The organism is Leptospira neocaledonica, assembly GCF_002812205.1.
Classification (GTDB): domain Bacteria; phylum Spirochaetota; class Leptospiria; order Leptospirales; family Leptospiraceae; genus Leptospira_B; species Leptospira_B neocaledonica.
The window spans coordinates 92,099-118,470 of record NZ_NPEA01000010.1; the positions used below are offsets into that span (position 1 = coordinate 92,099).

Annotated in this window: 23 protein-coding genes; 11 read left to right on the forward strand and 12 right to left on the reverse strand. The window is 42.1% G+C overall.

Annotated features, from left to right (window positions below; translation table 11 throughout):
- Window positions 1-47 precede the first annotated feature (47 nt).
- The 3 genes from CH365_RS17315 to rsmH are packed head-to-tail and all read right to left on the reverse strand — an operon-like array spanning window position 48 to window position 2,837.
- The gene (locus CH365_RS17315) at window positions 48-1,544 is read right to left on the reverse strand and encodes a UDP-N-acetylmuramoyl-L-alanyl-D-glutamate--2,6-diaminopimelate ligase (protein ID WP_100769796.1); all 1,497 of its coding nucleotides are present in this window, start codon (window positions 1,542-1,544) and stop codon (window positions 48-50) included.
- Entirely contained in the window at window positions 1,522-1,881 is a 360-nt protein-coding gene (locus tag CH365_RS17320; RefSeq protein WP_100769797.1) for an FtsB/FtsL family cell division protein, read from the reverse strand. Before CH365_RS17320 ends, CH365_RS17315 begins: the two co-directional genes overlap by 23 nt.
- Complete coding sequence (gene rsmH / locus CH365_RS17325; protein WP_100769798.1) at window positions 1,878-2,837, reverse strand: 16S rRNA (cytosine(1402)-N(4))-methyltransferase RsmH; 960 nt, start codon at window positions 2,835-2,837, stop codon at window positions 1,878-1,880. The genes CH365_RS17320 and rsmH overlap by 4 nt, the downstream gene beginning before the upstream one ends.
- Before the next feature lie 308 nt (window positions 2,838-3,145).
- Between rsmH and CH365_RS17330 the strand changes: the two genes are divergently transcribed.
- Window positions 3,146-5,140 carry a methyl-accepting chemotaxis protein gene (locus CH365_RS17330; RefSeq protein ID WP_100769799.1) on the forward strand — a complete coding sequence of 665 codons (1,995 nt, stop codon included), beginning with the start codon at window positions 3,146-3,148 and terminating at the stop codon, window positions 5,138-5,140.
- Window positions 5,141-5,164: 24 nt separating this feature from the next.
- Window positions 5,165-7,156 (forward strand): methyl-accepting chemotaxis protein, encoded by a 1,992-nt coding sequence (locus CH365_RS17335; RefSeq protein WP_100769800.1) that lies wholly within the window; start codon window positions 5,165-5,167, stop codon window positions 7,154-7,156.
- Window positions 7,157-7,182: 26 nt separating this feature from the next.
- Here CH365_RS17335 and CH365_RS17340 read toward each other — a convergent pair whose 3' ends face one another.
- Genes CH365_RS17340 through CH365_RS17350 form a run of 3 tightly spaced genes read right to left on the reverse strand, consistent with a single transcriptional unit; the run spans window position 7,183 to window position 8,701 of the window.
- Complete coding sequence (locus CH365_RS17340; protein ID WP_100769801.1) at window positions 7,183-7,533, reverse strand: rhodanese-like domain-containing protein; 351 nt, start codon at window positions 7,531-7,533, stop codon at window positions 7,183-7,185.
- 19 nt (window positions 7,534-7,552) lie between these two features.
- Window positions 7,553-8,428 (reverse strand): CheR family methyltransferase, encoded by an 876-nt coding sequence (locus CH365_RS17345; protein WP_100769802.1) that lies wholly within the window; start codon window positions 8,426-8,428, stop codon window positions 7,553-7,555.
- A 3-nt stretch (window positions 8,429-8,431) separates the two neighbouring features.
- Window positions 8,432-8,701 carry an STAS domain-containing protein gene (locus CH365_RS17350; RefSeq protein ID WP_100724165.1) on the reverse strand — a complete coding sequence of 90 codons (270 nt, stop codon included), beginning with the start codon at window positions 8,699-8,701 and terminating at the stop codon, window positions 8,432-8,434.
- Between the two features lie 177 nt (window positions 8,702-8,878).
- Between CH365_RS17350 and CH365_RS17360 the strand changes: the two genes are divergently transcribed.
- Complete coding sequence (locus CH365_RS17360; RefSeq protein ID WP_100769804.1) at window positions 8,879-9,628, forward strand: menaquinone biosynthetic enzyme MqnA/MqnD family protein; 750 nt, start codon at window positions 8,879-8,881, stop codon at window positions 9,626-9,628.
- Window positions 9,629-9,772: 144 nt separating this feature from the next.
- Here CH365_RS17360 and CH365_RS17365 read toward each other — a convergent pair whose 3' ends face one another.
- From CH365_RS17365 to CH365_RS17380, 4 genes are all read right to left on the reverse strand, one after another.
- Window positions 9,773-10,447: an LIC11874 family lipoprotein gene (locus tag CH365_RS17365; protein ID WP_100769805.1), complete on the reverse strand. Its 675-nt coding sequence runs from the start codon at window positions 10,445-10,447 to the stop codon at window positions 9,773-9,775.
- Between the two features lie 82 nt (window positions 10,448-10,529).
- Window positions 10,530-11,885, reverse strand: coding sequence for an ammonium transporter (locus tag CH365_RS17370; RefSeq protein WP_100769806.1), 1,356 nt, complete (start codon window positions 11,883-11,885; stop codon window positions 10,530-10,532).
- A gap of 139 nt (window positions 11,886-12,024) precedes the next feature.
- On the reverse strand, window positions 12,025-13,881 hold the full coding sequence (locus CH365_RS17375; RefSeq protein ID WP_100769807.1) for a SpoIIE family protein phosphatase: 1,857 nt from the start codon (window positions 13,879-13,881) through the stop codon (window positions 12,025-12,027).
- 237 nt (window positions 13,882-14,118) lie between these two features.
- On the reverse strand, window positions 14,119-15,345 hold the full coding sequence (locus CH365_RS17380) for an alpha/beta fold hydrolase (protein ID WP_100769808.1): 1,227 nt from the start codon (window positions 15,343-15,345) through the stop codon (window positions 14,119-14,121).
- 99 nt (window positions 15,346-15,444) lie between these two features.
- Between CH365_RS17380 and CH365_RS17385 the strand changes: the two genes are divergently transcribed.
- Window positions 15,445-15,882 (forward strand): hypothetical protein, encoded by a 438-nt coding sequence (locus CH365_RS17385; RefSeq protein WP_100769809.1) that lies wholly within the window; start codon window positions 15,445-15,447, stop codon window positions 15,880-15,882.
- Here the strand turns inward: CH365_RS17385 and CH365_RS17390 are convergent.
- Window positions 15,879-17,426 carry a glycerol kinase 5 gene (locus CH365_RS17390; protein ID WP_100769810.1) on the reverse strand — a complete coding sequence of 516 codons (1,548 nt, stop codon included), beginning with the start codon at window positions 17,424-17,426 and terminating at the stop codon, window positions 15,879-15,881. The two genes, CH365_RS17385 and CH365_RS17390, sit on opposite strands and share 4 nt — an antisense overlap.
- A 105-nt stretch (window positions 17,427-17,531) precedes the next feature.
- Entirely contained in the window at window positions 17,532-17,960 is a 429-nt protein-coding gene (locus CH365_RS17395) for a host attachment protein (protein WP_008594114.1), read from the reverse strand.
- Between the two features lie 491 nt (window positions 17,961-18,451).
- On the opposite strand from CH365_RS17395, the gene CH365_RS17405 reads away from it, so the two are divergent.
- The 7 genes from CH365_RS17405 to CH365_RS17435 all read left to right on the forward strand — a co-directional run bounded on the left by CH365_RS17405 (window position 18,452) and on the right by CH365_RS17435 (window position 26,358).
- Window positions 18,452-19,222: a hypothetical protein gene (locus CH365_RS17405; RefSeq protein ID WP_244283268.1), complete on the forward strand. Its 771-nt coding sequence runs from the start codon at window positions 18,452-18,454 to the stop codon at window positions 19,220-19,222.
- A gap of 67 nt (window positions 19,223-19,289) precedes the next feature.
- Entirely contained in the window at window positions 19,290-19,931 is a 642-nt protein-coding gene (locus tag CH365_RS17410) for an HmuY family protein (RefSeq protein WP_100769812.1), read from the forward strand.
- Window positions 19,931-22,423 carry a TonB-dependent receptor plug domain-containing protein gene (locus tag CH365_RS17415; protein WP_100769813.1) on the forward strand — a complete coding sequence of 831 codons (2,493 nt, stop codon included), beginning with the start codon at window positions 19,931-19,933 and terminating at the stop codon, window positions 22,421-22,423. The genes CH365_RS17410 and CH365_RS17415 overlap by 1 nt, the downstream gene beginning before the upstream one ends.
- A gap of 27 nt (window positions 22,424-22,450) precedes the next feature.
- A complete protein-coding gene (locus CH365_RS17420; protein ID WP_100769814.1) occupies window positions 22,451-23,305 on the forward strand; it encodes a heme/hemin ABC transporter substrate-binding protein in 855 nt (284 codons plus the stop codon).
- Window positions 23,302-24,432, forward strand: coding sequence for a FecCD family ABC transporter permease (locus CH365_RS17425; protein ID WP_100769815.1), 1,131 nt, complete (start codon window positions 23,302-23,304; stop codon window positions 24,430-24,432). Before CH365_RS17420 ends, CH365_RS17425 begins: the two co-directional genes overlap by 4 nt.
- Entirely contained in the window at window positions 24,429-25,286 is an 858-nt protein-coding gene (locus CH365_RS17430) for an ATP-binding cassette domain-containing protein (RefSeq protein ID WP_100769816.1), read from the forward strand. Before CH365_RS17425 ends, CH365_RS17430 begins: the two co-directional genes overlap by 4 nt.
- Window positions 25,273-26,358 (forward strand): hemin-degrading factor, encoded by a 1,086-nt coding sequence (locus tag CH365_RS17435; protein WP_100769817.1) that lies wholly within the window; start codon window positions 25,273-25,275, stop codon window positions 26,356-26,358. Before CH365_RS17430 ends, CH365_RS17435 begins: the two co-directional genes overlap by 14 nt.
- Window positions 26,359-26,372: the final 14 nt, after the last annotated feature.

The following is a 26,372-nucleotide window of genomic DNA, read 5'->3' on the forward strand; positions in this document are numbered from 1 at the left end:
TTCTCTGGCTTAATTATCGACGTAAGCCAGAATCTGCGCCATTTTTTTTAGGCCAACGAATTGAATGCCTTTTGGACTTCTTCTCCGTCATCAAAATGACTCTTATCCCTGCCGATGATCTGGTAGTCTTCATGCCCTTTACCAGCAACGAGAAGGCAACCACCCTCTTTTAACTGAGAGATACCGTAAAGAATGGCCTTTGCACGGTCCGCTTCTCTGAGCATTGGAGAATATCCGGGAGAAAGACCTGCCTGTATATCATCTAAGATACGTTCCGGATCTTCTGTCCTTGGGTTATCGGACGTGAGTATCACTTTATCCGCAAGTTCTTGGGCAATCTTTGCCATCTTAGGACGTTTAGTTTTGTCCCTGTCCCCACCACATCCGAAAAGTGCGACGAGCTCCTTGGGCTTGGATTTTCGGATACTTCTTAAAATATTCTCCAAAGCGTCCGGAGTATGTGCATAGTCTACCACAGCCATACGTGATCTATCCTTACTATAATAGATTTGGAATCTTCCCGGGATCTGAGGAATACTTTCCAAAGCGGTTAGAAGAGATTTTTTCTCCCAGCCCAAGCCAAGCGCAGTCACAAATGCAAGTGCAGTATTTCGCACATTAAAACCGCCCAGAAGATTGGTAGTGATATTTGTATCTCCACCCCAGGCATCCGAAAGACGAATTAGGTAAGAAGTTTTTTCCAAGGAGAATGCCTCGGAATGGATCTCAAATTCACCTGAACTTCTACCAAGAGAGAAAATTTTTAGATCTGGAGAAGAAGCCTCCACTACAGTTTTAAAATCTTTTCCGCCGGGTGCATCAGAATCTATAACACCGAAAGTTTCGGAATTAGAAGCTACAGAAGAAAATAAAAGCGCCTTACTCTTTAGATAATCTTCCATATCCGGATGAAAATCCAAATGATCCTGGGTAAGATTGGAGAATACTCCCGCTTTAAATTGGACTCCATTCGTTCTCCCCAGTTTTAATCCGTGAGAACTTGCTTCTATAAAAACATATTCCACTCCAGAATCATACATTTCTTTCAGAATGGACTGTAGGCTGCTTGGATCAGGAGTGGTATATCCTGTGTCGGTTAAGCTTCCTTTAAATTTAACACCTGTTGTGCCAATCAATCCGCAGGATTTTCCCTGGGCTTCTCCCAAATACGCTAAGATATGAGTTAAAGAAGTTTTACCGTTTGTTCCGGTAACACCGATCACTTTCATTTTGGAAGAAGGATTTCCTAAAATAACCGAAGCAATCGGACCGGCCAAACTTTCCGGATCCAAATCAGTTTTAAAAACGATCTTGTTCTCTAATTTCGGAATTTTTAATTTAGATCCTATTAATATATATTTAGAGGAAGAAGCCTTCGCGTATTCTGCACCCTTATCTCCAGAAGAATCGGGAAGACAGAATAAATCATTCGGTTCTAATTTTCGGGAATCTGTGCGGATAAAGTTGATCTTTTCATCCGGAGTATAAGATCCTGAAATAATTTTAATATTCGGAAAAAGATCAAGGAGCTCTGAAAGTTTCAAGTTCCGCCTCGTTTCTCTCCGGAGGAAGAGTTACGGTAATGATCCGATCGCCCACCGTGATCGGCAAATAATGATATGTTTTACGATATAGAGCTTCTATCCTACGGGCAGAAGTATAAGTCGCCATTCCAATCTTTAAGTCGTCGTTCTTCTTTAAAAGTTTTTCTTTTTCTAGGGAGGTGATTGCAAGTTCTCGATTCAATCTAGAAACCTGGACATTCTGCCAAACAAATAAAAGTGCAATGCTAAAAGGAGCTATTACCCAACCGAATATTCTAAACAGAAAACCAAGATCAGGCCAAAGACGAATGGATAAAAATTCTGAAACCCTGCTCATTCTTCTTCATCCTCCTTTTCATCTTCAGTATCGGTAGGAAGAGATTTATGGATGACACGTAATTTTGCGGAACGAGACGCAGGATTTTCTTTTGTTTCGGCATCTGTCGGTAGCGCCGGCTTTTTGGTGAGAAGTTTAGCTTCTCCACTTCTTGCATAATCTCTAAATAAATTCTTAATGATCCTATCTTCCAAAGAATGGAAAGAAATCACTTGAAAGAGCCCGCCCTTTGCGACCAGATCCAAAAGTTTTTTGACACCGACCTCTATATGAAGCAGTTCCTGATTCACTTCTATTCTTAAAGCTTGAAAAACTCTAGTAGCGGGATGTCTGCCTGGAGGCCAAAATTTTCTTGGGATCACTCTGGAAACCAATTGTGCAAGATCTCCCGAGTAACCGATGCGAGAGTGTCTCCTTCTTTCCAAGATCGCTTCTACAATCTTCTTGGTCCAACGCTCTTCCCCATACTCGTAAAAAATTTTACTCAAAGCTTTTTCAGGGTAGGTATTGATCACATCTTCCGCAGAAATCCCGCCGGAAGAAGAAAGTCTCATATCCAAAGGTTCGTTCTCTCTAAAACTGAAACCTCTTCCTGCATGTAAAAGATGAAATGTAGAAATTCCCAAATCCAAAAGGATACCGTCAGGCGGATTGGCAACCCCGAAGCCGTTCAAGAATTCGGAGTCTAGATCCGAAAAATTAGCCTCGATAGGAATGACTCTGGAAGAATATGCAGAAAGTCTAGTCTGGGCCCTGGACAACATAACCGAGTCCCGATCCACTAAAACCAGTTTAGAATTGGGGAATTGTTCTAAGAGTAGAAGACTATGTCCTCCTTCTCCTGCTGTTCCATCCAAAAAAAGGAGTTCTCGGTCCTTATCGAATACGGAAAGGAAGAAGGATAGAATCTCCCGATAGAGCACCGAATAATGAACAGGTTCCAATTCGTTTTCCAAGTTCTACCTGCTTATCCAAAAGACAACCAAGAACCGTCCCGATTTTACAATCTTTCCATGGTATGTTGGAACTCCAACAATCGTGGCAAACCTATCTCCTTAGATAATCCGAAGTAAGTAGGTTATAAACTCACTAACGCGAAAGCACTAAAGTCTTGACTGTCCGTCTTTCCTAGATACAATGCCACCGTTCCAACTTCTCCATAAATAAAAATCCGCTCTGGTGACAAACTGCCTGAAAGGAATTGTCCGATTAGGCCGACGAATTATTATAACTCTTAGCCTCTTCAGGAAGGCCTATACTAGGTATGCAAAAAAGCAGTTTAAAGTTCATTCTTCTAGGCGCAGGCATCGTCATTCTTACCGTGCTAACGTTATTGATCTCGGGTAATGCCTATTATTTCGGTCAGAAAAAGATCACCGAAAACCACCTAAACCAAATGCAAAACGTGGTGGCAGTGGTTGCGCAAGAGTTCGATGCATTCTTACTTTCTCATACTAACGTGGCTAAAACGTTAGCCGCTGATCCAAGAGCGATACAAACTGCACTTACAGGAAAACCGATCGCTGGGGACCTCTTCAAAGAAGTGCATCAGAGATATGGGATTTATGAAAACATTTTCGTAATGAGCTTAGATGGAGAAAAAAGGATCTTAGCGGATAGTTTGGACGGAAAGTCTCTAGGTTATAAGGCAAAAGGTGACGAGCTAAAAGAGAATGTCATCGCAGTACAAGAAGGAAAACATTATTTAGGACCTCCTCAAAAATCTCCGATCACAGGACTTCCAGTTGCAGTGATCTCAGTTCCGATCCGTAACGGCGCAAATATCGTAGGAGTACTAAACATAGCCCTCTCCTTCGAAGATGTTTCCGAAAAAGTAATCAACAAGATCCACATTGGAGAACAAGGTTACGTTTCCGTAATGAGCCAAACGGGTTTAGTGATCGCTCACCCTAAAAAAGAAATGATCATGAATCTGGACGTAGCTAAAGAAGCTTATGGCAAAAAAATGTTGGAATTGAAAAGTGGAGAAATTTTCGAATTCACTTTCAAAGGTGCAGATCGTTATTCTACAGTTTCCAGGTTAGACCAATGGAGAATGTCCGTAATTGCTATCCAGCCAAAATCGGAAGTCAGAGAAGCCTTAACAGAACTTCTACTTTCCATAGGGCTTACTAGTTTAGTCACTGTAGGAATTTCAGTTTTTCTATTTTATCTTCTCTTAAATAAGAGATTAGGTCCATTGGAGAATGCTAGTAAACTTTTCCAAACCATGGCGCAAGGTGATCTAACCTCGGACATTCAAGTTGTATACAGCGACGAGATAGGCGCAATGAGTGCGGATCTGAATTCTTTTATCGCAAGTCTCAGACATTCTTTGAAGGATATCCAACGTATCGCAATGGAATTGGCTTCTTCTGCGGAAGAATTGACAGTTTCCTCCCAGAGTTTTGCGACAGGTGCTCAATCTACTGCTGCTTCTTCCGAACAGATGTCAGCCACTGTGGAAGAAATGTCCGCAGGTATGGAGAATATTTCCTCAGTCACAGATAGGCAATATTCGAACATATTAGAATTTCATACTAAAATAAAAGAGCTGTCTTCCGGTGTAAGAAAGATAGGAACAGAGATCAAAAACACCCTGCAAATCGCGGAATCCATCTCCCAAGAAGCAAAAAGAGGAGAAAGTTCACTCACCGGAATGAGTAATATGATAGAAAATATCCTGAAGTCTTCCGGAGAAATGAAATCTATTATCGGGATCATCAACGATATTTCCGACCAGACACAATTACTCGCACTTAACGCAGCAATAGAGGCCGCAAGAGCAGGAGAAGCAGGAAAAGGATTCGCAGTCGTTGCGGAAGAGATCTCCAAACTTTCGGTCAAAACGGCTTCTTCTATCAAATCTATTGGAGAAATGATCAATAAGAACAATTCCGAATTGGATGAAGGTGCCAAAGGAATTCGCTCCTCAGTGGAGATCCTACATAGCATTATCAAAAATGTGGACTCGGTTGGAGAAGCGATGAGCCATCTATTCGAGATCACTTCCGCCCAAGAATCAGTGAACAGGTCCGTGGACGAACAATCGGATCGTGTAGGAACAGAAGCGGAAGGTGTCAAACTCGCGACTGATGAACAAAAAAGAGCTGTAAGAGAGATCGCGCAAGTAATCACTCAGATTAACGAACATACATTAAATACCGCGTCCGGTTCCGAACAGATGTCCTCGTCGGCTCAGAACCTTGCAACTACCGCGGAAATACTGAAAAATATAACCGAAAAATTCAAAATATAATCCGATCTCGGTCCGACTCAAAAAATGCAAAGAAACAGTTTAAAGATTATTATCCTAGCGGTAAGTACCATTACTATCGTTCTACTTACGGTGGGAATTTCTTCCTTCGCCTACTTTACTGCAAAAAAATACGTGGAAGAAGCTTACATCGACGAGATGAAAAAGATCTCGAAACTCGCAGGAAAACATATTAAGTTCTTCTTCGACCAACAGACTACTTTGGCAGAGTTCGTAAATTCGAATACTCCATTCATTAAGGCTACTATCGCCAGAGATAAGGGCAGCCTAAACCCCATACTCGCAAACGTATTCAAAAAATATAATACGTATGAGAACGTATTCCTATCCACTCCCGAAGAAAATCCTATGGTATTCGCAGACGCCACTGGCAAAGCGAACAATTTTCGTTGGGGAGGAACAGGTTTTGACGGAAATATCAAAGCCGCCCTCGAAGGAAAAAATCTTTTAAGTAAGGTAAATCCTTCTCCGGTTACTGGAGAAGCGGTCGCAGTTCTTACGGTCCCGACCAAGGAAGGGAACCAAGTGGTGGGGATTTTAGGTTTTGCGATCTCTCTCAGCAAAATGACAGAGACTATAGTGAACGGAATTACGATCGGATCGGACGGATATATCGCCATCACAGATATGAACGGAGTAGTGGTAGGACATCCCGACAAATCTTTGATCTTAAAATTAGATTTAAGCAAAACGGATTGGGGTAAACAGTTAATGTCCCTTCCCTCCGAACAACATATGGAGTATTTTTTCAAAAAAGATAAAATAGCTACCGTTTACGATGTTCCGGAATACGGATTGAGAGTTTCCGCAGTGGTATCCAAAGACGAGCTAGCGCAAGTGGTTCATCAAATGTTATTCAGGATCATCGCATTCGCCTTAGTATTCTTGATCGTTGCTATATTCATTATTTATAGAATAGTAAATGTTCGTCTCCATCCTTTACAGGAAGCAAGAGAATTATTCCGCTCCATGTCCACAGGAGATCTGACAGCTAGTCTAAAAATTTATCATGAAGACGAGATAGGAGATCTAAGTAAAGACACTAACTCCTTCTTAGAAAGCTTAAGAACTTCCGTAAGAGAGATCCAAAAAATTTCACAAGAACTTGCGGCTTCGGCAGAAGAATTATCTGCAAGTTCTGAAAACTTCTCCAATGGAGCTCAATCCACAGCAGCGTCTACGGAAGAAATGTCTGCAACAGTAGAAGAGATGTCTGCGGGGATGGATAATATTTCAGGCTCCATCTACAACCAGTATAATAATATTTCCGAATTCCAGATCAAGATCACAGAACTTTCTCAGAGTGTGAACCAGATCGGAGAAGAGATCCAAAATACTCTAAACATGGCAAAATCCATTTCTCTCCAGGCAAAAAAAGGAGAAGAATCACTTTCCGGAATGAATGCAATGATCTCGAATATTCTCAAATCCTCGGGAGAAATGACTGCAATCATAGGGATTATCAACGACATTTCCGACCAAACCCAATTACTCGCACTGAACGCAGCGATAGAAGCGGCAAGAGCCGGAGAAGCAGGAAAAGGATTCGCAGTCGTTGCGGAAGAAATTTCAAAACTTTCTGAAAAGACCGCTTCTTCTATCAAATCTATCTCCGCGATGATCACCAAAAACACAGGAGAATTGGACAGCGGAGCCAAAGGAATCCAATCATCCACTGAGATCATTCATGCGATCATCCGTAACGTGGATCAGGTTTCCGATGCTATGGATAGATTATATTCCATCACAGGTTCCCAAACCAATATCAACCGTGCAGTGACGGATAACGCAGGAAGAGTAAGGACCGAATCGGAAGCGGTAAAATTAGCTGCAGACGAGCAGAAAAAAGCGGTCCAGGAAATTTCTCAAGTGATCATGCAGATCAACGAGCATACGATCAATACAGCATCCGGATCGGAACAGATGTCCTCTTCGTCCAGGAATCTTTCGAATACTGCGGAGATACTTAAAAATATCTCCGAAAAATTCAGACTATAATCGTTTAGAAAAGGAAACGAAAAGACTTATTCGGAAACAACTGAGAATAGACGGTCTATTCTTCCTGCATCTTTTACTTGAGAAAAACCTTCTTCCTCTAAGAAGGTTTTTGCTCTTAAGCTACGGCCACCTGATTGGCAATAAAGAATAATTTGTTTATCCTTGGAGCCTAACTCGTCCACCCTCAAAGGTAAACTATCGATCGGAATATTGACTGCGCCCGGGAAATGACGTTTTTCGTATTCATTAGGAGTTCTAACATCCACAACTAAAGCACCCTTCCCTACCCATTCTGCAAGCTCCTTATCTTCCCGATTTTTGCAGGAAGAAAAAGAGAAAAGAGCAATTATTAGAAAAATGTAAAATGTTCTGAACATAAAACTTTCCCTACTAAGATCAAATTTTAGGCTTTTTCTGATACACAGTATGACCTAAGAACTTATACGCTTCTGAAATACCGAAAAGAGTTTCAGAATGACCTATCACCAAAAGGCCTCTGTCCTTGAGTACATGTTCGAAGTTCTCGAAAATTTTCTTCTGTGTGGCCTTATCAAAATATATAATCACATTTCTACAAAAGATACAATCCATCTTCTCCCGTATCGGATAAGGAGTTTCTAAAAGATTTACCTTATGGAACTCGATCATAGCTTTGATCTCAGGTTTCACTTGGTATGTGTCCTGATTTCTGCCGGAAAGATCCTTTACCTTTAGAAAATATCTTTTTTTCAGAGCCTCACTTACCGGCTCCAGGCGATCCGCTTTATAAATACCTTCTTGAGCAGTTTGTACCACATTCGTATCGATATCGGATGCAAAAATTTTAATATCCCAGCCTGGCTTGTGCATAAAATACTCCGCACAAGTAACTGCGATCGTATAAGGCTCTTCGCCGGTGGAACAAGCACTAGACCAAATTCGAAGCTGTTTTTTTCCTGACTTCAAAGCCTTCTCCTCTATAGAAGGGAAGAAGGTCTCCTTTAAAAATTCGAAATGATGGTTCTCTCGGAAAAAATCGGTCTTGTTGGTAGTAATACGATTAATAAGTTCTGTGAGTTCACTTTGGAAAAATTTACGATCGGCCTGCAGACCTCGGATATATTCCGAAACATTCTGCATTTTATGCATTCTGGCCCTGGAATTCAGCCTGGATTGGACCATTATCTTTTTATGATCCGCCAGGAATATTCCGGTTTCCTTATACATCAAATCTTTGATGAATTTGAACTCTTCGTCTGTAATCTGAGAGAAACTGGAAAAATTATCATCCATAAATCAGCGAATACCCAATGCCTGGTCTAAAGAGACTAACTTAATAATTTCCAGTAATTTAGGGCTGACATTGATCGTTTCCAAGAGTACTCCTTGGCCTCGGAGGCGATTTGCAAACGCAACCAGGGTGCCTAAAGCGACCGAGGTGAGCACCTGCACTTCGTCCAGATCCAAAATTACAGAAGCAGGATTCCCTTCTACGTGAGAATTCAAATAGGCACGCAAAGCCTCATGATCACCATTTAGGATCTCATAATCTACTTTGATCAGCATCGGTTCCGACGGACTCATTCCATAAGATTGGACGAACTGGTCCCTACCTCGGAATACAGTCGGGAAACAGCCTGGAAAAGGAAAGGAAAAACTAATTTTTCTGGCTTAGAAGGGAGGCACCGATTTTCTGGTAAATAGGCGAAAAAAACGGATCTTTTTTCTGGAAAAAAACAATAAGTGAGAATTGGAATCGTCAAACATCTGAACGCCCGTCCCTTAACCTGGGGATTCGAGCAGAATTCAGAGCATCAAGTTGTACCAGAAAATCCCTCTCTCCTAAAGGATTATCTATTACGGGGTCTGGTAGACGTAGGGTTAATATCCTCGATCGAATGCCTCCGAAACTCGGACGTACTTTCCGTCTCCATGAAGGTCGGGGTTTGCGCCTCCCAACAAGTCCGCTCCATTAAGTTTTTCAAAAATAAGAAAGAAAACTATCCTCCTTACAGAATACTCACGGACAACGGATCTAGGACCAGTATGGCTCTGGTTCGAGTATTAGTGCATAATGATTCCGGGCAATTGCCGGAAGTTTCTCCCACGGACCCTAAGATCATCAAACAAGAAATTTCGATCGGAAGAGGGTCCCATATGCTTTTCGGAGACAACGCGTTATTCGCCGAATGGGATCCGGAAGTTTACGAAGTCAAAGACCTGGCAGAATGGTGGTATGAAACCACGGGCACCTCGTTTATATTCGCGCTTTGGGCTTCTAAAAAACCCTTGGAATTGCCGGATAGCTTCTATGAGGATTCTTTAAAATACGGCCTAACACATATCGAAGAAATTATCGAAAAAGAATCCAGACTCCCTTCCGACTTGGTCCGCACTTATCTCACGCAGGAACTACATTATGAAATAACGGAAAGCGATCGCAAAGGTTTCGAGTTATTCGGAAAATACTGTAACGACCTGGGGATTTTATAGTAATAACCGCCCAACCCAACAACGTGGCGGAGATTCACAATTCACACTTACGCAAAATCATCCTAAGCACAAGCTTGCCGACGTTGCCCAAAGGGTAATGTGCCGTTAGGCCTCCGCGGCAAGTGCCAATCTCTATCTAGAGACTTAGTAGACGAACGTAATCCTGTAGTCCCAGGACTTGTTCCCGAATTTCTCCACAGTGTCAGCAAGAGGCAATCGATACGCCAATCTTCCTAAACTTTGTTCTCCACGGTTCGTATAACAAACGGAAGTGATCGGAAAATTCACTTTGAAGTTTAACGCGTTTCCGCGGATCAACCTCAAGGTTTCGCTCAGTACTTTTTTCTCTCCGTCCATTTGCATAGATTCCAGAGATTTACTGATAGAAGGAAATTCTCTCTTGATATAGATCGTATTGGCCTTCTCTTTTTTGATCTGAACATTACCGAGAAGTATATTCTCTAGTTGAGAAATATCAGTGAATTCTACTTTATAAGTGACCTTCGCTTTTTCTCGGAATGCACCGGGTTCCGCTTCCGAACTTTCTAATTTTTGGAAGGTATAGTCTTTTAGTACAAGGCTTTTGGAAAAAAATCCTTTGTTCAGTCTGTTTTGGATCTCTTCTTTTCTGGTAGGAAGAAATTTGATAAGTGATTCTTCCGACTTACGTTTGGTCGGGACCACATAAGAGATTTCCAGAGTGCCGCTTAGATTGGAATTGATTGTAAGAGTTTCTTCGTATTCGAAACAGCCGAAAAAAAGAAAACAGAGTAATAAAAGCGATTTTTGGAAGAAGCGGATGGAAAATCCCGAACGCATACCTCAATTCGGTCGGGTGGTGGCATTTCGTCAACGTAAAAGAAAACCCCCGCAGTCGGCTGCGGAGGTTTTTGGAAGTCCGTTATTTGGAAATTGGATACGCTTCGTTTCCGTGTTCCAGAATATCCAAACCTTGGATCTCTTCGTCTTCGGAAACTCTTAGACCGATGGTGAATTTAAGACCTAAGAAGATAACTAAACTCGCTCCGAATGCCCAAACAAATCCGATACCTACACCTTGTAGCTGAACCAATAATTGGTCGATCCCGCCACCAAAGAATAATCCGTTTACTCCGCCGAAAGCCTGCTCCGCAAATAAACCTGCAGCGATGGTTCCCCAAGCTCCGCAGACTCCGTGAACGGAAACCGCCCCAACAGGATCGTCCACTTTGATCTTATCAAAGAATAAAACGCTGAATACCACAAGCACACCGCCTACGAGTCCGATAATGATCGCAGAACTGATACTTACGTTTGCACAAGGAGCAGTAATTGCCACAAGTCCGGCTAAAGCACCGTTTAAGGTCAGACCTATATCCGGTTTTTTGAAAAGGATCCAGGTGACAATCATGGAAGAAACGGCGCCCGCAGCCGCTGCAAAGTTAGTCGTAACAGCGATGATCGCGAAAGTTCCTCCACCCACCGAAGTAGTGGATCCCGGGTTAAATCCAAACCAACCTAACCATAGAATAAAAACCCCAAGAGCTGCGATCGTCATATTATGACCTAAGATAGGAAGAACTTTACCATCTTGGTATTTTCCGATACGAGGCCCAAGCACTATGGTTCCCGCAAGTCCTGCCCATCCACCTACGGAGTGGACCACAGTGGAACCTGCAAAATCGATAAATCCAGCTTCTACCAAATAACCTTTATTATCCGGATTGAATAGATTGGACCATGCCAAGGAACCGAAGATAGGATACACAAAAGCTGTGATCAATACGGAGAAGATCACATAATCCACGAACTTGGTCCTTTCCGCCATGGCTCCCGAAACGATGGTAGCAGCGGTTCCCGCAAACACCAATTGGAATATGAAGAATGTAAACTTGCTCGGATCAGGTTTTCCGTCTACGATCAAAAGACTATCTGCTAAAGACACGGAACCAAATCCAATTCCGCTGATGATCTGAGGTCCGAACATAATCGCAAATCCGATCAGCCAATACGCCAAAGAACCCAAGGCAAAGTCCATGAAGTTCTTCATGAGAATGTTTACAGTATTTTTTGCTCTTGTAAACCCGGCTTCGACCAAAGCGAAACCCGCTTGCATAAAAAATACCAAAAAGCCTGCGATACAGGTCCATAACCAATTCGTTTCATCTCTTAAAGTTGCGACTGCACTTAACGCGGATTCGGCGGTCGCAGGGGCTACATCATCGGCCCAAATTCCGCTCGAGGCAAAGGCGAGCGTAAGTAATATTAATATGCGCATATTTTTCCTAAATCTCCTATATATTTTTTTAAACACGATTCCTGAACTTCGCTTATAGTCCGTCCCTAAACTTACCTTATCTATCAATGTCAAGTTTTGGGCTTCAAGAGCCTGGACCTATGGGTCAGGCTCTTATCAATTAAACCGCTTCTTTTCTTTGTTCCGAAACGACTAGATCTCCTGATTTTCTTTTTACTAATTCCTCCAACTTTTTAAGGGAAATTTTTAGATACTCGTTCGTAGGCGCACTCTTGATTCCTTGTTGAAGGACCTTGATCGCCTTAGGAGTTTCATTATCTTTCAAATAACATCTAGCTAGCCTTAAACTGGACTTAGCGTATGTGTGATCGATAGCAAGGGAACGTTTCAACGCCCTCTTAGCTTCTGGAATATTTTCCAGCTCGTAATACGCTCTTCCCAAAAGATAATGAATATGCTCGGATTCTTCTCCGCTAGTTTTAATATACTTCTCTAAGAACTGTACACTCTTTTCGAAATTTCGATCTCTGTAATACATTTTCCCAAGAAGGACCAAACTGTCTTTGAGAGACTCATCCATGGAGAATACTTCCAGAGCCTTATCATATGCGACCTGGTCCTTCTTCGCCTTTGCAGCGGATTTCGCGAGAGAAAGTAATGTCTTAGCTTTTCCAAGTTCCGGATTGCATTGAAGAGCTAATAAAGAAACGTCGTCTCCGTTTCTCATATCCCCTTTATATCTTTTAAATCTTCCGATCAAAGAACCGACCAGATCGGAAACATAAATCTTATCTCTTTGTTCTTCTATAGTGGATTTTTCCTGACGGATCCATTCTATAAAACGTTGGTTCCCTAATTCTTGGCGTTGTTCATTTTTCTGTTCCGTAATACCGTCAGTCGGTAAGAACAAAATATCTCCAGGCAAAATCCTGCCATGTTTCTCTTCGAAATTACTTCTTTCTACTTCGAAGATACCAAGAGGAACTCCTTGGGTATCTAGCTCTTCTATTCTTCCATGACCGTTATGGTAATGCAGCATTTTCTGGTGAGCGGCATTCACATAAGAATAAGTATAGTCGCTATAAACCTTCAGGATAAAGGCTGTAAAATAAGTTCCATCCGGAAGCTGTGGCCGAATGGATTCACCCAATTCGGCCAAAGTTTCGGATAGTCCCATACCAAGGGAAGTACAACGTTGGAATTGATAGTGAATAGACATGGTAACTAACGCTGCTGGTATACCGTGTCCGGACACATCCACTATGATCGCGGTGATCGAGTTTCCTTGTCGGACCACATTAAAGTAGTCTCCGGAAACTTCAGTCATCGGCTCGTAATAAGTTCCAAAATGTAAACCGTTCCAGGGAGCAATCGTAGTCTCTACGATCTGGCTCTGGACGTTACGCCCCATTCTCATATCCCATTCCAATTGTTTTAGGATCTGAGCCTCTCTTTCATTCGCCTGAACCAAACCTTGGATCAAACGAACACTAGTAATAGCAAGAGCAAGCTGGGAACCGAGAGCTTCTAAGATCTCAAGATCATCTTCTCTATAGAAAAATTCCGTGTCCGATTCTACCGCGATTGTGCCGAGACAATCTTCTTTGTACATAATCGGAACGCACATAACGGCCCGAGTGGTTTCACCCTCGTCTATGTATTCCGCGTGATGTGTTAAATCTTGGATCAACAAAGGCATACGGGTCTTAAAAGTGAACCCTGAATAACCTTCGTCCTGACTGAGATCTCTGCGAGGCGGTATCGTCTCTTTTAAGAAGCGAGAAGGGACCAAAAGATTTCCCTTCCACATCCTAAGAGTGGTATTATCGCACTCGAAGATGTCCTTGCAGAGGCTAATTACGATATCGTAAAGTTCCTCTTCCTTATCCGCGTTTGCAAATTCCTTACTGATATACAGAAGGATATCGATCTTATTCTTCTCGGTTAAACCGCCGACGACCTTCCTTGCCCCGCGAAAGCTTACAACTTTTCTTTGCCCAAATTTGAGTTCTATCATGGTCAAGCACCTCTACGTATCCGATTCTGTTTTTCTCTGGATTCGTTTCGCTCTACCGAGATCTTATGCAATTAGCGTACCAATTCTCCAAATCTAAATATTGTGCCCATTTTGTAGGATTTATCCTTTTACATGCTCAATATATAAGCACATTTATATTGAGACATACTTAAGATTTGGTGAGATAAAGGGAAGAATGCTACTCTTTTAAGGTAGCAAATTTAGGTTTATGTCTTATTAGGTTCGAGCTTTTTGCCGGAATTTTCTTTTTAATTTCAAAAACCAGCTCTGCCTTTTAGAGGTTCCATGCTCCCGTAAGAAGGTTTCGACCTTGGGAAATACATCGTCTTCCGCCTTCTCCGCAAGGATCAAACAGCCATGTCCGTAATCATCACTGGCTCCTTCTTCCTTAGAGATCACATGAAATTTTTTGATCTTAGTTCCTGCTCTTTCATATACAAACCGAACCGTGTCAGGAGTTGCGATCGCGTCATTTGCTCCTGCAATAAATAGGCTAGGAACAGTGATTTCCTTTTGCAGATCTATATAATTATAAAACCCGTTTAAAGAACTCATCTTCTTTGTTTCAATCCAAGACATGAATTGTTCTATCAGTCCTTCGCTGATATTTTCGATCGCATTTTTCATTACCTTTTTGACGATCCTTGGCCGGGTCGCTTTCGGATTATAAAGTATCTGGTCTATAGGAGTGTAGATTTCTCCAGCGAGAGGTGCGAGCATAGAAGCACCGAATTTAAGATCCAAAACTTTTCGAGCACGAGGGAATCTGGAAAGTAAGCCGATCAGGCTTAAACCAAGATGATTCAAATTTCCCGGGCCACCCAAAGAAACAAAACTCGCGATCTTTTCTTTTTCGGATTTGGATGTGATCCCTAAATAAGAATAGAAGATCATGGCGCCCATTGAATGCCCCACCCAATTCACACGTTTACTCTCCGTCAGAGAAAGTACTTTTGAAATAATAGCGGGAACATCATATTTTACTAAATCATCAAAAGTGAAATCCTCATATCCTCCCCTACTCTCATGGTACGAACTCCCAGCACCTCTAAGAGAAACTGCAAATACTTCGTATCCTCTTAACTTTAAATAGTATGGAAGAGAATGTCTTTTGTCCAAATCGATCACATACTTGTTCGTAGCGATCCCGTGCACCACGATAACGGGGGCAAGTTCCGGATTCGGGATAGGAGGAATATGCCTATGTAACGCGATATTCCATCCGTCTTTAGTTTTTGCAAAATGAAGTTCATCCGCAATATCTTCCTGACCATAAAGACGGGAAAACCAGTCCAATAAAACAGGATATAAAACCAGGACAGCTATCAGAAATAGGGAAAAGACAATCGCGAGAGATGATGCGAAGACCGCAAAGAATATGATCGCGAAAAACGTAGTGATCAGATAAAAAGGGCCTCTTCTGTTTTTCAGGATTGCGATCACAACAGGAGAGGATCGTTTAAGACAACACGAATGTCAAGTAATCCCAAACATGCTTGCCTGGATTTTTAACCGGATAAGGATGGCGAAATAGTTTTTAAGATGGATAAGAAGTTAGATTACAGACTTTATCGTTCCCCCTCCGGCTGGTATAGCATGGTGATCCCAGGCCATTGGCAGAATATCGTGATCGAAGGTATTCCCGCTTTTTTCGAGGAGAATGGTGCAGGCGCCATGCAAGTCTACGCTTTCGAAAATAAAGAAGGTGGATTCGATCCGGAGCAGGAATTAGAAAGATATCTTGCGACTCATAAAATAGAATACGTGAGAGAGATGGCCGCTTTTTTCGAAAACAACGAAGGCTCCAAGATTATTGCCTGCGAATTTTTAAAGGAAGACGGAAGGCATTGGATGGTCTACCTGGTCTCCGCTAAAAAAAGAATGATCCTAATCACTTATAATGGGGACGAGGAGCCTTCCGAAGAATTGGCGGAACAATTGACCACCATAGTCAGCTCCATTCGTATCCAAGAATCTTAGTCTATTTTCAAAGTGGATTGAACTGCTCTATGCCAACGTTCCAATTTTAGTTCTCTGAACTTAGGATCCATCTTAGGTTTGAAAATTTTATAACCTCTTTCTAACTTTCTCAATTCTTCCAAACTTTTCCAATAACCGGAACCAAGCCCTGCAAGATATGCAGCACCCGTAGCAGTCATATCCGGTTCTGGTGCTCGTTTCACTTCCACATTGCAAAAATCCGCAAGACATTGCAAAAGAATGTCCGACTGAGAAACTCCTCCGTCTACCATAATGGAGCTCACAGGAACGTTCGTGTCTTTCTTGATCCCTTCTAATATATCAAATAAAGATAATGCAATTCCTTCGAGTACGGCCCTTGCTACATGCCTTCTATGAGTTGCCAAAGAAAGCCCGAAAACGGAGGCCTTTGCATTTGGATTAAAATGTGGGTATCTCATCCCGGAAGCAGTCGGAACAAAGATCACTCCTTCTGTGTCGTTGGTTTGAGAAGCAAGTTCGTTCAAAACTTTTGGAGTATCGGAAAGCCCGATTCCTTTTCCAAGCCAGTCGATCAAAGTTCCTACAGTACCTGTAAAACCTTCTAACATGTAAGTCGGTTTTCCGCCGAGTCTCCAAGCAACCAGAGGAAACAAACCTCTTTTGGAAATTTTAGGCTTATCCCCCATATTCATGTCTACGAATGCGCCTGAACCTTGGGAAATTTTTACTCCACCCTTTTCGAAACATGCATGCCCGAATAAAGCAGCCATCTGATCGCCTACCACCGCTCTGATCGGAATTCCAGCACCGAATAGAGAAGGATCCGTAACTCCGAAATCGGCAGCCGTATCTTTTACGTTTGGAAAAATTTTCATTGGGATATTGAAGATACCGCAAAGAGGAGCATTCCATTCTAACTGAAAAGGATTGAACATGCCGGTTACTGTTGCGTTAGAAGGATCGCTAATATGTTCTTTTCCTTTAGTGAGTTTATATACGAACCAAGTATCTAATGTGCCAAAAAGTATCTCGCCCTTCTTCGCTCTTTTTCTAAGTTCAGGATTTTTATCGAATACCCACTTCAAACGAACGGAAGCATGATCCGTTGTGAACTTGAGCATATAGGTTGCAATCAACATAGGATTGCCTGTGATCGTTCCTAAAATTCTGGAAACGAATTGGATGACTTTCCAGATTTTATTGGAATTCATCTCCGAAGAAGTTTTGCCTGCCCTTACATCCGCCCAACTAATCAGTTTTGTTAAGGGTTTACCGCTGGATTTATCCCAAAGAAGAAAAGATCCTCTTTGGTTGCAGATTCCGATTGAATCCACATTAACAGCTTGGAACTTTTTATTTTTAAAAGTTTTTTTGAGAATGGAAACAAGTGCCTGCCAAAGTTTTTCGGGGTCATGTTCCAAGGCACCAGGCTCGCTCACAATTGGAGGAGTTTTTTCGTACTGTCTTGATACAATTCTGCCCTTCTTATCGAATAAGATTGCTCGGATCCCACTTCCTCCGCTATCGACAGAAAGAATATATTTTTCTTTTAAGGCAGCCATGGACTTCTCCAATTTTTTACTGAGGTAGAATCGTTTAGGATTCGGCTGCGTCAATAAAAAAGCCGCCAAGAAGGCGGCCTTAATAATTATCGACTCAAATGGATCTCAAGCTTCGCTTACAAGCACACTCTTAAGATGGTTCATCAGATTGGATTCTCTTTCATGCACGATATCTTTAGGCATTTTATGATAGATCCTTTCCCTAGACTTTTCGTCCAGTTTACCAAGAATCATTCCCATAAAGCCCGGTTCGGAAACTAAAATAAAATTGGAGAAGGAATCCTTCTTCCTTTCCAAATTCATAAAATCGCTAAGTTTACCTGCAAAAGCCGCAGCCACTCTCTTTTTAGGTTCGTGAAAAAAATCAAAATCCGATCTGGAAGCCTGGCCTGCTCCCGTAACTAGATCCGAATTTCTGAGTCTTCCTTCGGGATTCTCCATTGTTTGCACCAGCTTCAAACCGTTAGTCGGTCCTTGGTATTCGAAAATTTTTGCCTCGCTTCGGTTTGCAACCACCACCCATTTTTTCTTCATACTGTACCCTCCTATTTATGAAACTTTCCGTTACCGAAAGGTTCGGAATTCGGCGAAGGTAGTTTTAACCCAAGGAAGAGGACCTAGCAATTACTTTTCCCAAAACCTTCTTCTTTCATGAAGATGAGCAGAAACAAATTTTGTTTAATAAGTCCGTAACGATCGTTTGAGTAAAGCACAGATCATCCTGAAAGCAAATGGATTAGAAAAACGAAATATACTTACTAATTTATAAAATAGAATTTCTCTAAATTCAAAAAAAACCGGACCATAAGTCAGTCCGCAGACAAATATCAATTGATCTGACGGCCAGAATGGCTGGCTTTTCCGAAATTCTTTAGCGGACTTTTCCGTATTGCTTCTGAGAATTGTTCTCATTCTTGGTTGACAGATTCCAGAAGGTTTTGATTTTGAGTTTTAGACTCAATTCAATGCTTAAATATAAAACCATGACTCCTACTAATGAGAATTGAGTCTCAACAGGAGAGAACATGAAACGGAACACAACCAAGACGCTATTGACGATGATTCTAGGAATATCCTTCTTAATGAATTGCGACCAAGGCTCAAAAGAGTCGAACGCTGCACTTGTACTCGGGGCTTTAAACGGCGCCTGCGTAGACGCAGCAGTTGCAGATGATGAGATCGCAGAAACTGCAATTACTGCAGGGATCAACACTTTCCAATTGATCTCCATCCCTACTGCGGGAGCAGCAAGACATATCAGGATAGAAGGAACATTGCTCCAAGCTGCAAGTGGCCACGGAACAATCTATCTAGCAACCGGATGGCAAGATGGCCGTAACGGCACAACGCTAAATTCCGCTGGTGGGGAGACTATGAATACTGTCGCAGGCGACGGCAAACTCGTAGTGAACATATACCAAGGCGGACCCATGGTCTACGCAGGTTATTCCGCCATCACAGCATATGGAACGGATAATGGAACTGCAACTGTACCTCTCGGGGGAACAGGAACTAGCCTGTATTCTTCCTTCACAAGCACTGCAAGCGATGTCTGTTTCGATATCAGTGCCGACACCACTCCTAAACTTACCGTTTGGGGAAGCGGATACAAAGGTGCAAACTGTAAGAAGAGATGTACCCTTAACGAGTCTAACGCGATCATCAATAAAGCGGATTGGACTAACGGTGCAGGGATCGGTTCCACCGGTAATACTAGCACATATTACAAAACCGGCAGTTCTGCTTCCGGTGTAACAGCGACTAAAGTAGTAACTTATAGCACTACTGCGCTTTAAGAATTTCAGGCGGTCGATTTAGGCCGCCTACTGTCATTATTAATTTTTGAAGAAGGGGGATTAAATAATGAAAACATTATATTCAATTTTCATTATTCTCATGGCGACATTAACTGTTTTCTGCGGGCCTAGCACCGGAGGAGACGACGGTCTTGCAATTTTAGCCGCATTAGAAGATGGCGGTGGAGGATGTATCAAGGTTGCAGGCGATACAACCACTACCCCAAATTCCCCGTCGGCAGGAATCAATACAACTAGAGTGAACGCAACTTCAAGCGGATGCTGGGTTTATTTAGATCTAAAAGCAGGTGGAATAGAGACCACCAATTCAGGCACCTGGGATCTAAAATTTAAAAGATTCATAATAGGTACAAATAGCGGAACAAGTGGTTCTGCAAATGGAGGTTCTTGTTTTAATGCAGGCGACACCAATCTTGGCGATGTAACCGGTGGAGACTGTACTCTGTTAGTAGACAAACTCATGTCTCAAACCGGAGGAGGAGGATTCGGAACAGCCTCTGAAAACGCAAGTCCTGTTCTCTGGGATTGGTACGATTATAACGAGACCTCTCATGAACTCACCCCAAAAACAAGAGGGTATTTGATCCGAGGTTCCGATGGCACTTCTTTCTTCGGATTAGAGATGATCGATTATTATGACGATGCAAGTACAAGCGGATTTCCTAAATTTACTTGGAAGGAACTTTGATGGGGAAGATCAGACCATCTTCACTTCCTAGGATACTTTATCTGATCTTATTTTCAGGGTTATGTTTTTTAGGAATCCCTATCTTCTCTCAAGGAGAAGTTCTTCCTGAAAAAAAGACGGAAGAAAAAAAAGAAGATCCGGATAAATCCAAACCGAATCCGGAAACTGGGAAAGATATTAGTAATGGGAACAACGATAGAGGTTCTATCATCACCGTTACAGGTACTCGTAGAAAAGGTTTTTTAAAAGATTCCACGATCACTACGGAAGTAATCACCAGAAAAGATATAGATGCTATGGGAGCGAGAGATATCTCCCAAACTTTAGGTAACGTTCCAGGGATAGAAGTTCGTCCCGCTCAAGCAGGAGAAAGAGGGTCCACGGTTCGTTTACAGGGTCTTGCAGGTCAAAACGTTCTCATCTTAGTAGATGGACAAAGAACCACAGGACGTTTCAGCGGTTCTATAGACTTAACTAGATTTAAAGCGGAAGATATAGAAAGAATTGAAATCGTAAAGGGCGCGTCATCTGCTCTTTACGGTTCGGATGCAATTGCGGGTGTGATCAACATCATCACTAAAGAGCAAAAAGATCCATACTCGGCGAACTTTAGGACTTTTATGGGAGGAGGAAACCCTCTCTATTATGGGACAGGAACTGAGTTCCGTAATTACGCATCCGTAGGAGTCCGCAAAGGAATTGTTTCCACTAACTTTACGGCGGGTTGGCATAGAGGAGACGGTTACGATCTAACTCCGGATGCAACTTTAGGTCCCAAAAACGGGAGAGTAGAAAGTCTTTCCCCTAGTTATTCTCCTTTTCCTACCGACACTCCCCTTTGGACCAAATTATATATTTATCGTAAAAAACTTCCTTATGAAGGTCCCTTAGAATCTACCTCAGGCAGTGCATTCGAAGATATAAACGTTTCCAATAAGACAACCTTCGATATCTCAGAAACGTTCAAAATCGGTTTCCAATTCTATTATAGATATCTAAACCAAAGCGCAGTAGATGCAGTTCCTCCAAGAGGAGTATATGATAGAAGTAATAAGACCCATGACTTTATGGGCGCAGTCAACGCGGATTGGGAAATCACTAAAACATTAAACTTAAACGTAAATACAAATTACGCCAGATTTTTCGATACCTATACATACGACCAAAGAAAGTCGGATGCACAAGATAAAAGAGAGAAGCTGGATAACGCAGTTACAGAATTAAGAACTCGTTTAGATCATAAGATATCGGACGGACATGTAATTTCTTACGGAGCGGAAACACTGATAGACCAATTTTCTTCCGCAAGAATTGCTCCGGACTGTAAGAGAAATTTTCCTAATATTTGTGCAAGTGATATCCTTGGGGGAACGGATCCTTACCAAACCCAAAACGGATACGCCCAAAGACAAAGAAATGCTTTTTATGTGCAAGATGAATGGAGAGTATCCAGCGCTCCTAGAATCCAGATCGTTCCAGGAATCCGCTCCGACCACGACTCCATTTACGGAGGACAAGTCCTTCCAAAATTAGCGGTCCGCTATGATGTGACTGATAAATTCCGCTTCCGAGCAGCCAACGGATTAGGATATAGGGCTCCGAGTTTTCAGGATCTATATTATAATTTTGTAAACCCGGGCGTAGGTTATAGAGTAGCGGGAAATCCCGATCTAAAGCCCGAACTTTCTCGTAGTTATAACTTGGGTGGAGAATGGGAGCCGAATAAGGTATTTTGGTTCAGCTTTAACTTCTTCTATAATAATATCGATAACTTGATCGGATTTAGGACAAACCCGACTAGGGATGCATCCGGATTACAGATCTTTAATACATCCAATTACCAAAAGGCTCTTACAAAAGGATTCGAATCCTCCGTAACTCTCAGGGTTCACCAGAATGTTTCTCTAGGTGGCGGTTATACGTATACTGATACAAGAGACGAATTGACCAATCTTCCTTTAGAAGGGAGAGGTTACCATCGATGGAATGCAAATATTCGTATAGATCATCAACCAAGCGGATTTAGTTTTTCCTTATTCGCGGTCGTTTTCGGGAAACAACCTTATTACTGTCAAAAAAATCCGTTTTGGTGTGATCCTCAATTGCCCACGGAGTTCTCTGCACTTACTGCTCAGCTTAGCACGCAGGCAACCAATACGATCAATGCATTGTTCGGAAGTATTCCCGGCGGAATCCAAGAATACTGTACGGAAAGAAATCTATCTTACTGTACTACAGGACCAACTTACGGCGTAAGAATGGTGAATCCTCATACCAATTTGAATATTAGGATTTCTCAAAAGATACTTGGGACTTTCGAAATATTCGCCGGCGTAGATAACCTTCTAGACACATTCGATCTTACTTATAATCCGCAAAAACCTAGATTCTATTATGTGGGGATAGATGGAAGGTTCAGCGCGGGTGCGGCTCCTGCAGATTATTCTGCGGCGCCGATACCTTCTTCTTCACCTGTACCGGGGGTCCGGTAAAAACATTTTGAAATTCGGAGAACCGACATGAAAAAAATCATAATCTTGGCTTTGTTACTATGTTTACCTGCATCTATTTTTGCAGAGACAAAGGATCTTAGAATCGTAACATTAAATGGAACTGTTTCCGAGATCGTATTCGCATTAGGAAAAGGTAAATTGGTAGTAGGCAATGACACTTCTTCCCTTTATCCTCCGGAAGCATTAGCACTTCCTAAAGTAGGTTACCAAAGAGCGCTTTCCGCAGAAGGTATTCTTTCTTTAAAACCGAGCCTGGTTCTAGGATTAGAATATGCCGGTCCTCCCGAAGTGATAGAACAACTTAAATCTGCAGGCTTAAAAGTGATTATCTATCCTGGATTGCCTGGAGTAGAGCCTGCATTAAATAATATTCTTGCGATCGGAAAAGAGATCGGTGCGGAAAAAGAAGCCCAAAAGATCGTCCAAGATATCCGCAAAAAACATTCTAAAATTGCGGAGAAGGTCTCTAAATTAAAATCCAAACCAAAAGTACTATTCGTATATCATAGAGGAACAAGCCTTGCTCAGGTTTCCGGAACGGAAACACCTGCAGATGAAATGATCCGACTCGGCGGAGGAATCAACGCAGTGGACGGATTCAAAGGTTTTAAACCGATCACACCGGAAGCAGTGATTGCAGCTCAACCGGATATCATCTTAATTCCAAGCAGAGGATTAGAAAGCCTCGGCGGAAAAGACGGAGTATTTTCTCTTCCAGGTGTGAAAGACACTCCTGCAGGAAAAAAATCCAGAGTGGTTGCAATAGATGATCTAGTTCTTTTAGGTTTCGGCCCAAGGCTCGGTCAGGGCATCGAAGAATTATTCGAATCATTTCATCCTAAAACTTCTGAGAAAAAATGATCGTATCCTCTCCGGAAACTTCTTCTCCTGAAATGAAAAGTACAGGAGAAGAAAAGAAGAAAAAAAAGGGACGAAAAGTCCCGCCTATTCTCGTATACGTAGTGTTAGCTATTGGACTTTTCGGGATCGGGATACTTTCCCTCAAATTCGGATCCATACAACTTTCTACCGAAGAGATCCTGAAAGTATTGATCTTAGGACAAGATTCCTTATCCGAGTTGGAAATCCCACATTCCATTCTAGTCTGGAATTTAAGAATGCCAAGACTCGTATTATCCATGTTAGTTGGCGCATGTCTTGCTTCCGCCGGAGTCTGTATACAAGGACTATTTCGAAATCCGCTGGTAGAACCTGGATTTATTGGAGTAAGCCCTGGAGCAGCGTTAGCAGCCTCGACTTGGATCGTATTTTCTGAAAAAATACTTACATTCTTTCCAGCAGAACTAAAAGGAAAGGAAAGTTTCCTATTACAGTTATTCGCTTTTGGTGGCGCACTTTCCGTCTCCTTCTTCTTACATTTGGTTTCCAAAAGAGAAGGTGGAGGATTCTCCTTAGTTTTGGTGCTCGCCGGGATCGCAGTAAATGCAACCGTAGTTTCTCTTTTAGGATTTTTATCTTATCTCGCAGATGATTCACAACTTAGGAACCTTACCTTCTGGAGTTTGGGAAGTATGGCAGTAGCAAGCTGGCATAAAATTTATCTGCTCGGTTCCGTTCTTCTGATCGTTACCCTCTTCTTTCCGGTACTTGCCAGAGGTCTGGATGCTTTGGCTTTAGGAGAAGCAGAAGCTTTTCATACTGGCTTTAAAGTAAGAAGGATCCGAAATCTTACCATCGTTCTAGCGAGTCTATTAGTTGGAGTAAGTATTTCCATCTGCGGAAATATAGCATTCGTAGGTTTGATCGTCCCTCATATTCTGCGAATGGTTTTAGGACCAGGTCATAAAACGTTATTACCTGCTTCTTTATTCGGAGGAGCACTTCTTCTTTCCGTAGCGGACTTGGCAGCGCGTACTGTAGCATTCCCTTCCGAACTTCCGATCGGTATTATTGCCGCAGGGATAGGTGGCCCATTCTTCTTATTCTTAATCCTACAAGCAAAACGTAGAGAAGGAGAATTTAGATGAGTCTAGTATTATCAGAAGTTTCTTTATCCAGAGGTGGAAGGTTCCTATTATCCGGGGTCAATTTGAGTTTGTATCCCGGAGAACTTTTAATCGTGCTCGGTCCCAATGGAGCAGGAAAATCCACCTTATTAAAATTATTCTCCGGAGAAATGTCCCCGGACAAAGGATTGGTACTTTTGGATGGGATTCCCCTATCAGAGTATGATTCAGAAGACCTAGCACTTCGTAGAAGTGTACTTTCTCAGGAATCCGAGATTCATTTCCCGTTCATTGCCGATGAGATCGTTCGTATGGGAAGGTCCTGCTCTAAATTAAGAGTTCCTAAACCGTTAGAAGACCAGATCACCGAAGATGCATTTCATGCCGTACATTTAGGAGAAAGAGAAAGATTCCAAACTTATAATAAACTTTCGGGTGGAGAAAAACAAAGGACCCAAATGGCAAGAGTTTTGGTCCAGGACAAAGAACCTACCCAAAGAGAAAGTTACGTTCTTTTAGACGAGCCTGGAGCTTCCTTAGATCCAAACAGAATACATTCTTTATTAGAAAAAGCAAAACAACTTAGTAAAGAAGGAAGAGGAGTTCTTTGCATCCTTCATGATCTAAACCTTGCCTTGAGATATGCTGATCGGATCGCAGTATTAAAAGAAGGTAAAATACTAGCGGATGGAGTTCCGGAGAATATACTGGATGAAAAATTCGTCCTAGAACATTTCCAATTGAGAACCAAGAAGATTCCTTTCCCCGAAGGAGGGCATTATTTAATCCCTCTCGGTCCCGCTGACCCGAACAAAACAAACGACCTACCCTATACATTAAATGCTAAAGGAGTGAAAGAAAATGTCCATCGCTGAATCGTTAGAAATCGAGAATATAATCAAAGATTGGAAACAAATCAAAGAAACACAACCTCGTCTTAGAATGAGAGAGATCGCCTCCCAACTCAAAACTTCGGAAGGTGGACTACTCGCTGCCTCCGAGATCTCCAAAACGGAAGGATTCCCACAAGTTTCTTCTCTCAAAACTAATTGGGGAGAATTATTCGCAAAATTCGGAGAATTGGGACATGTAATGGTCCTCACTCGCAACGAAGCCTGTGTACATGAAAGAAAAGGAATATTCGAAAAAGTAAGTTCCGGCCCGGGACATATTTTAGTAGTCGGAGCGGATATTGATCTCAGACTTTTCCCGGGAATCTGGAAATACGGATTTTCGGTAGAAGAACCTAAACAAGATTCCACTCAAAGGTCCTTTCAGTTCTTCGGCGAAAATGGAGAAGCGATGTTCAAACTTTTCCTAACGGATAAATCGAATGTATCCGTGTGGGAAAAGTTAAGATCTGAATTCAGAAACGAATCTCCTGATTTCTCCTCCTTATTCTCTTCTGAAAACAAAAAGGAAACCGCTATTGCGGAGAAAAAAGAACTTAAGCCGGAAACCAAGACTGAATTCTTAAACGACTGGGGAAAATTAGAGGATACTCATGAATTTTTCTCTCTATTAAAAAAACATGGTGTTTCCAGAATACAATCCATGGAAATCGCAAACGGGAAATTCACCAAAACTGTAGAGACCAAGGCAGTATTAAGAATGTTAGAAATGGCTTCTTTGGACAGAACACCGATCATGGTTTTTGTGGGGAACCCAGGCTCCATCCAGATTCATACGGGAGAAGTCACCAATATTAAGGTTTTAGAATCTTGGTGGAATGTTCTGGATCCGGAATTCAATCTACACTTAAGATCCGATCTGATCTCTAAAACATATATAGTGGATAAACCCTCCAAAGATGGAATAATTCATTCCATGGAAGTATATGATGCCGATGGGGAATTAATCGTTCAGTTTTTTGGAAAAAGAAAACCAGGACAACCGGAAAGAACCGATTGGGTAAGCCTATTAGATAAGGTTTCTGTAATCGATTAAGAATAGAATAATCG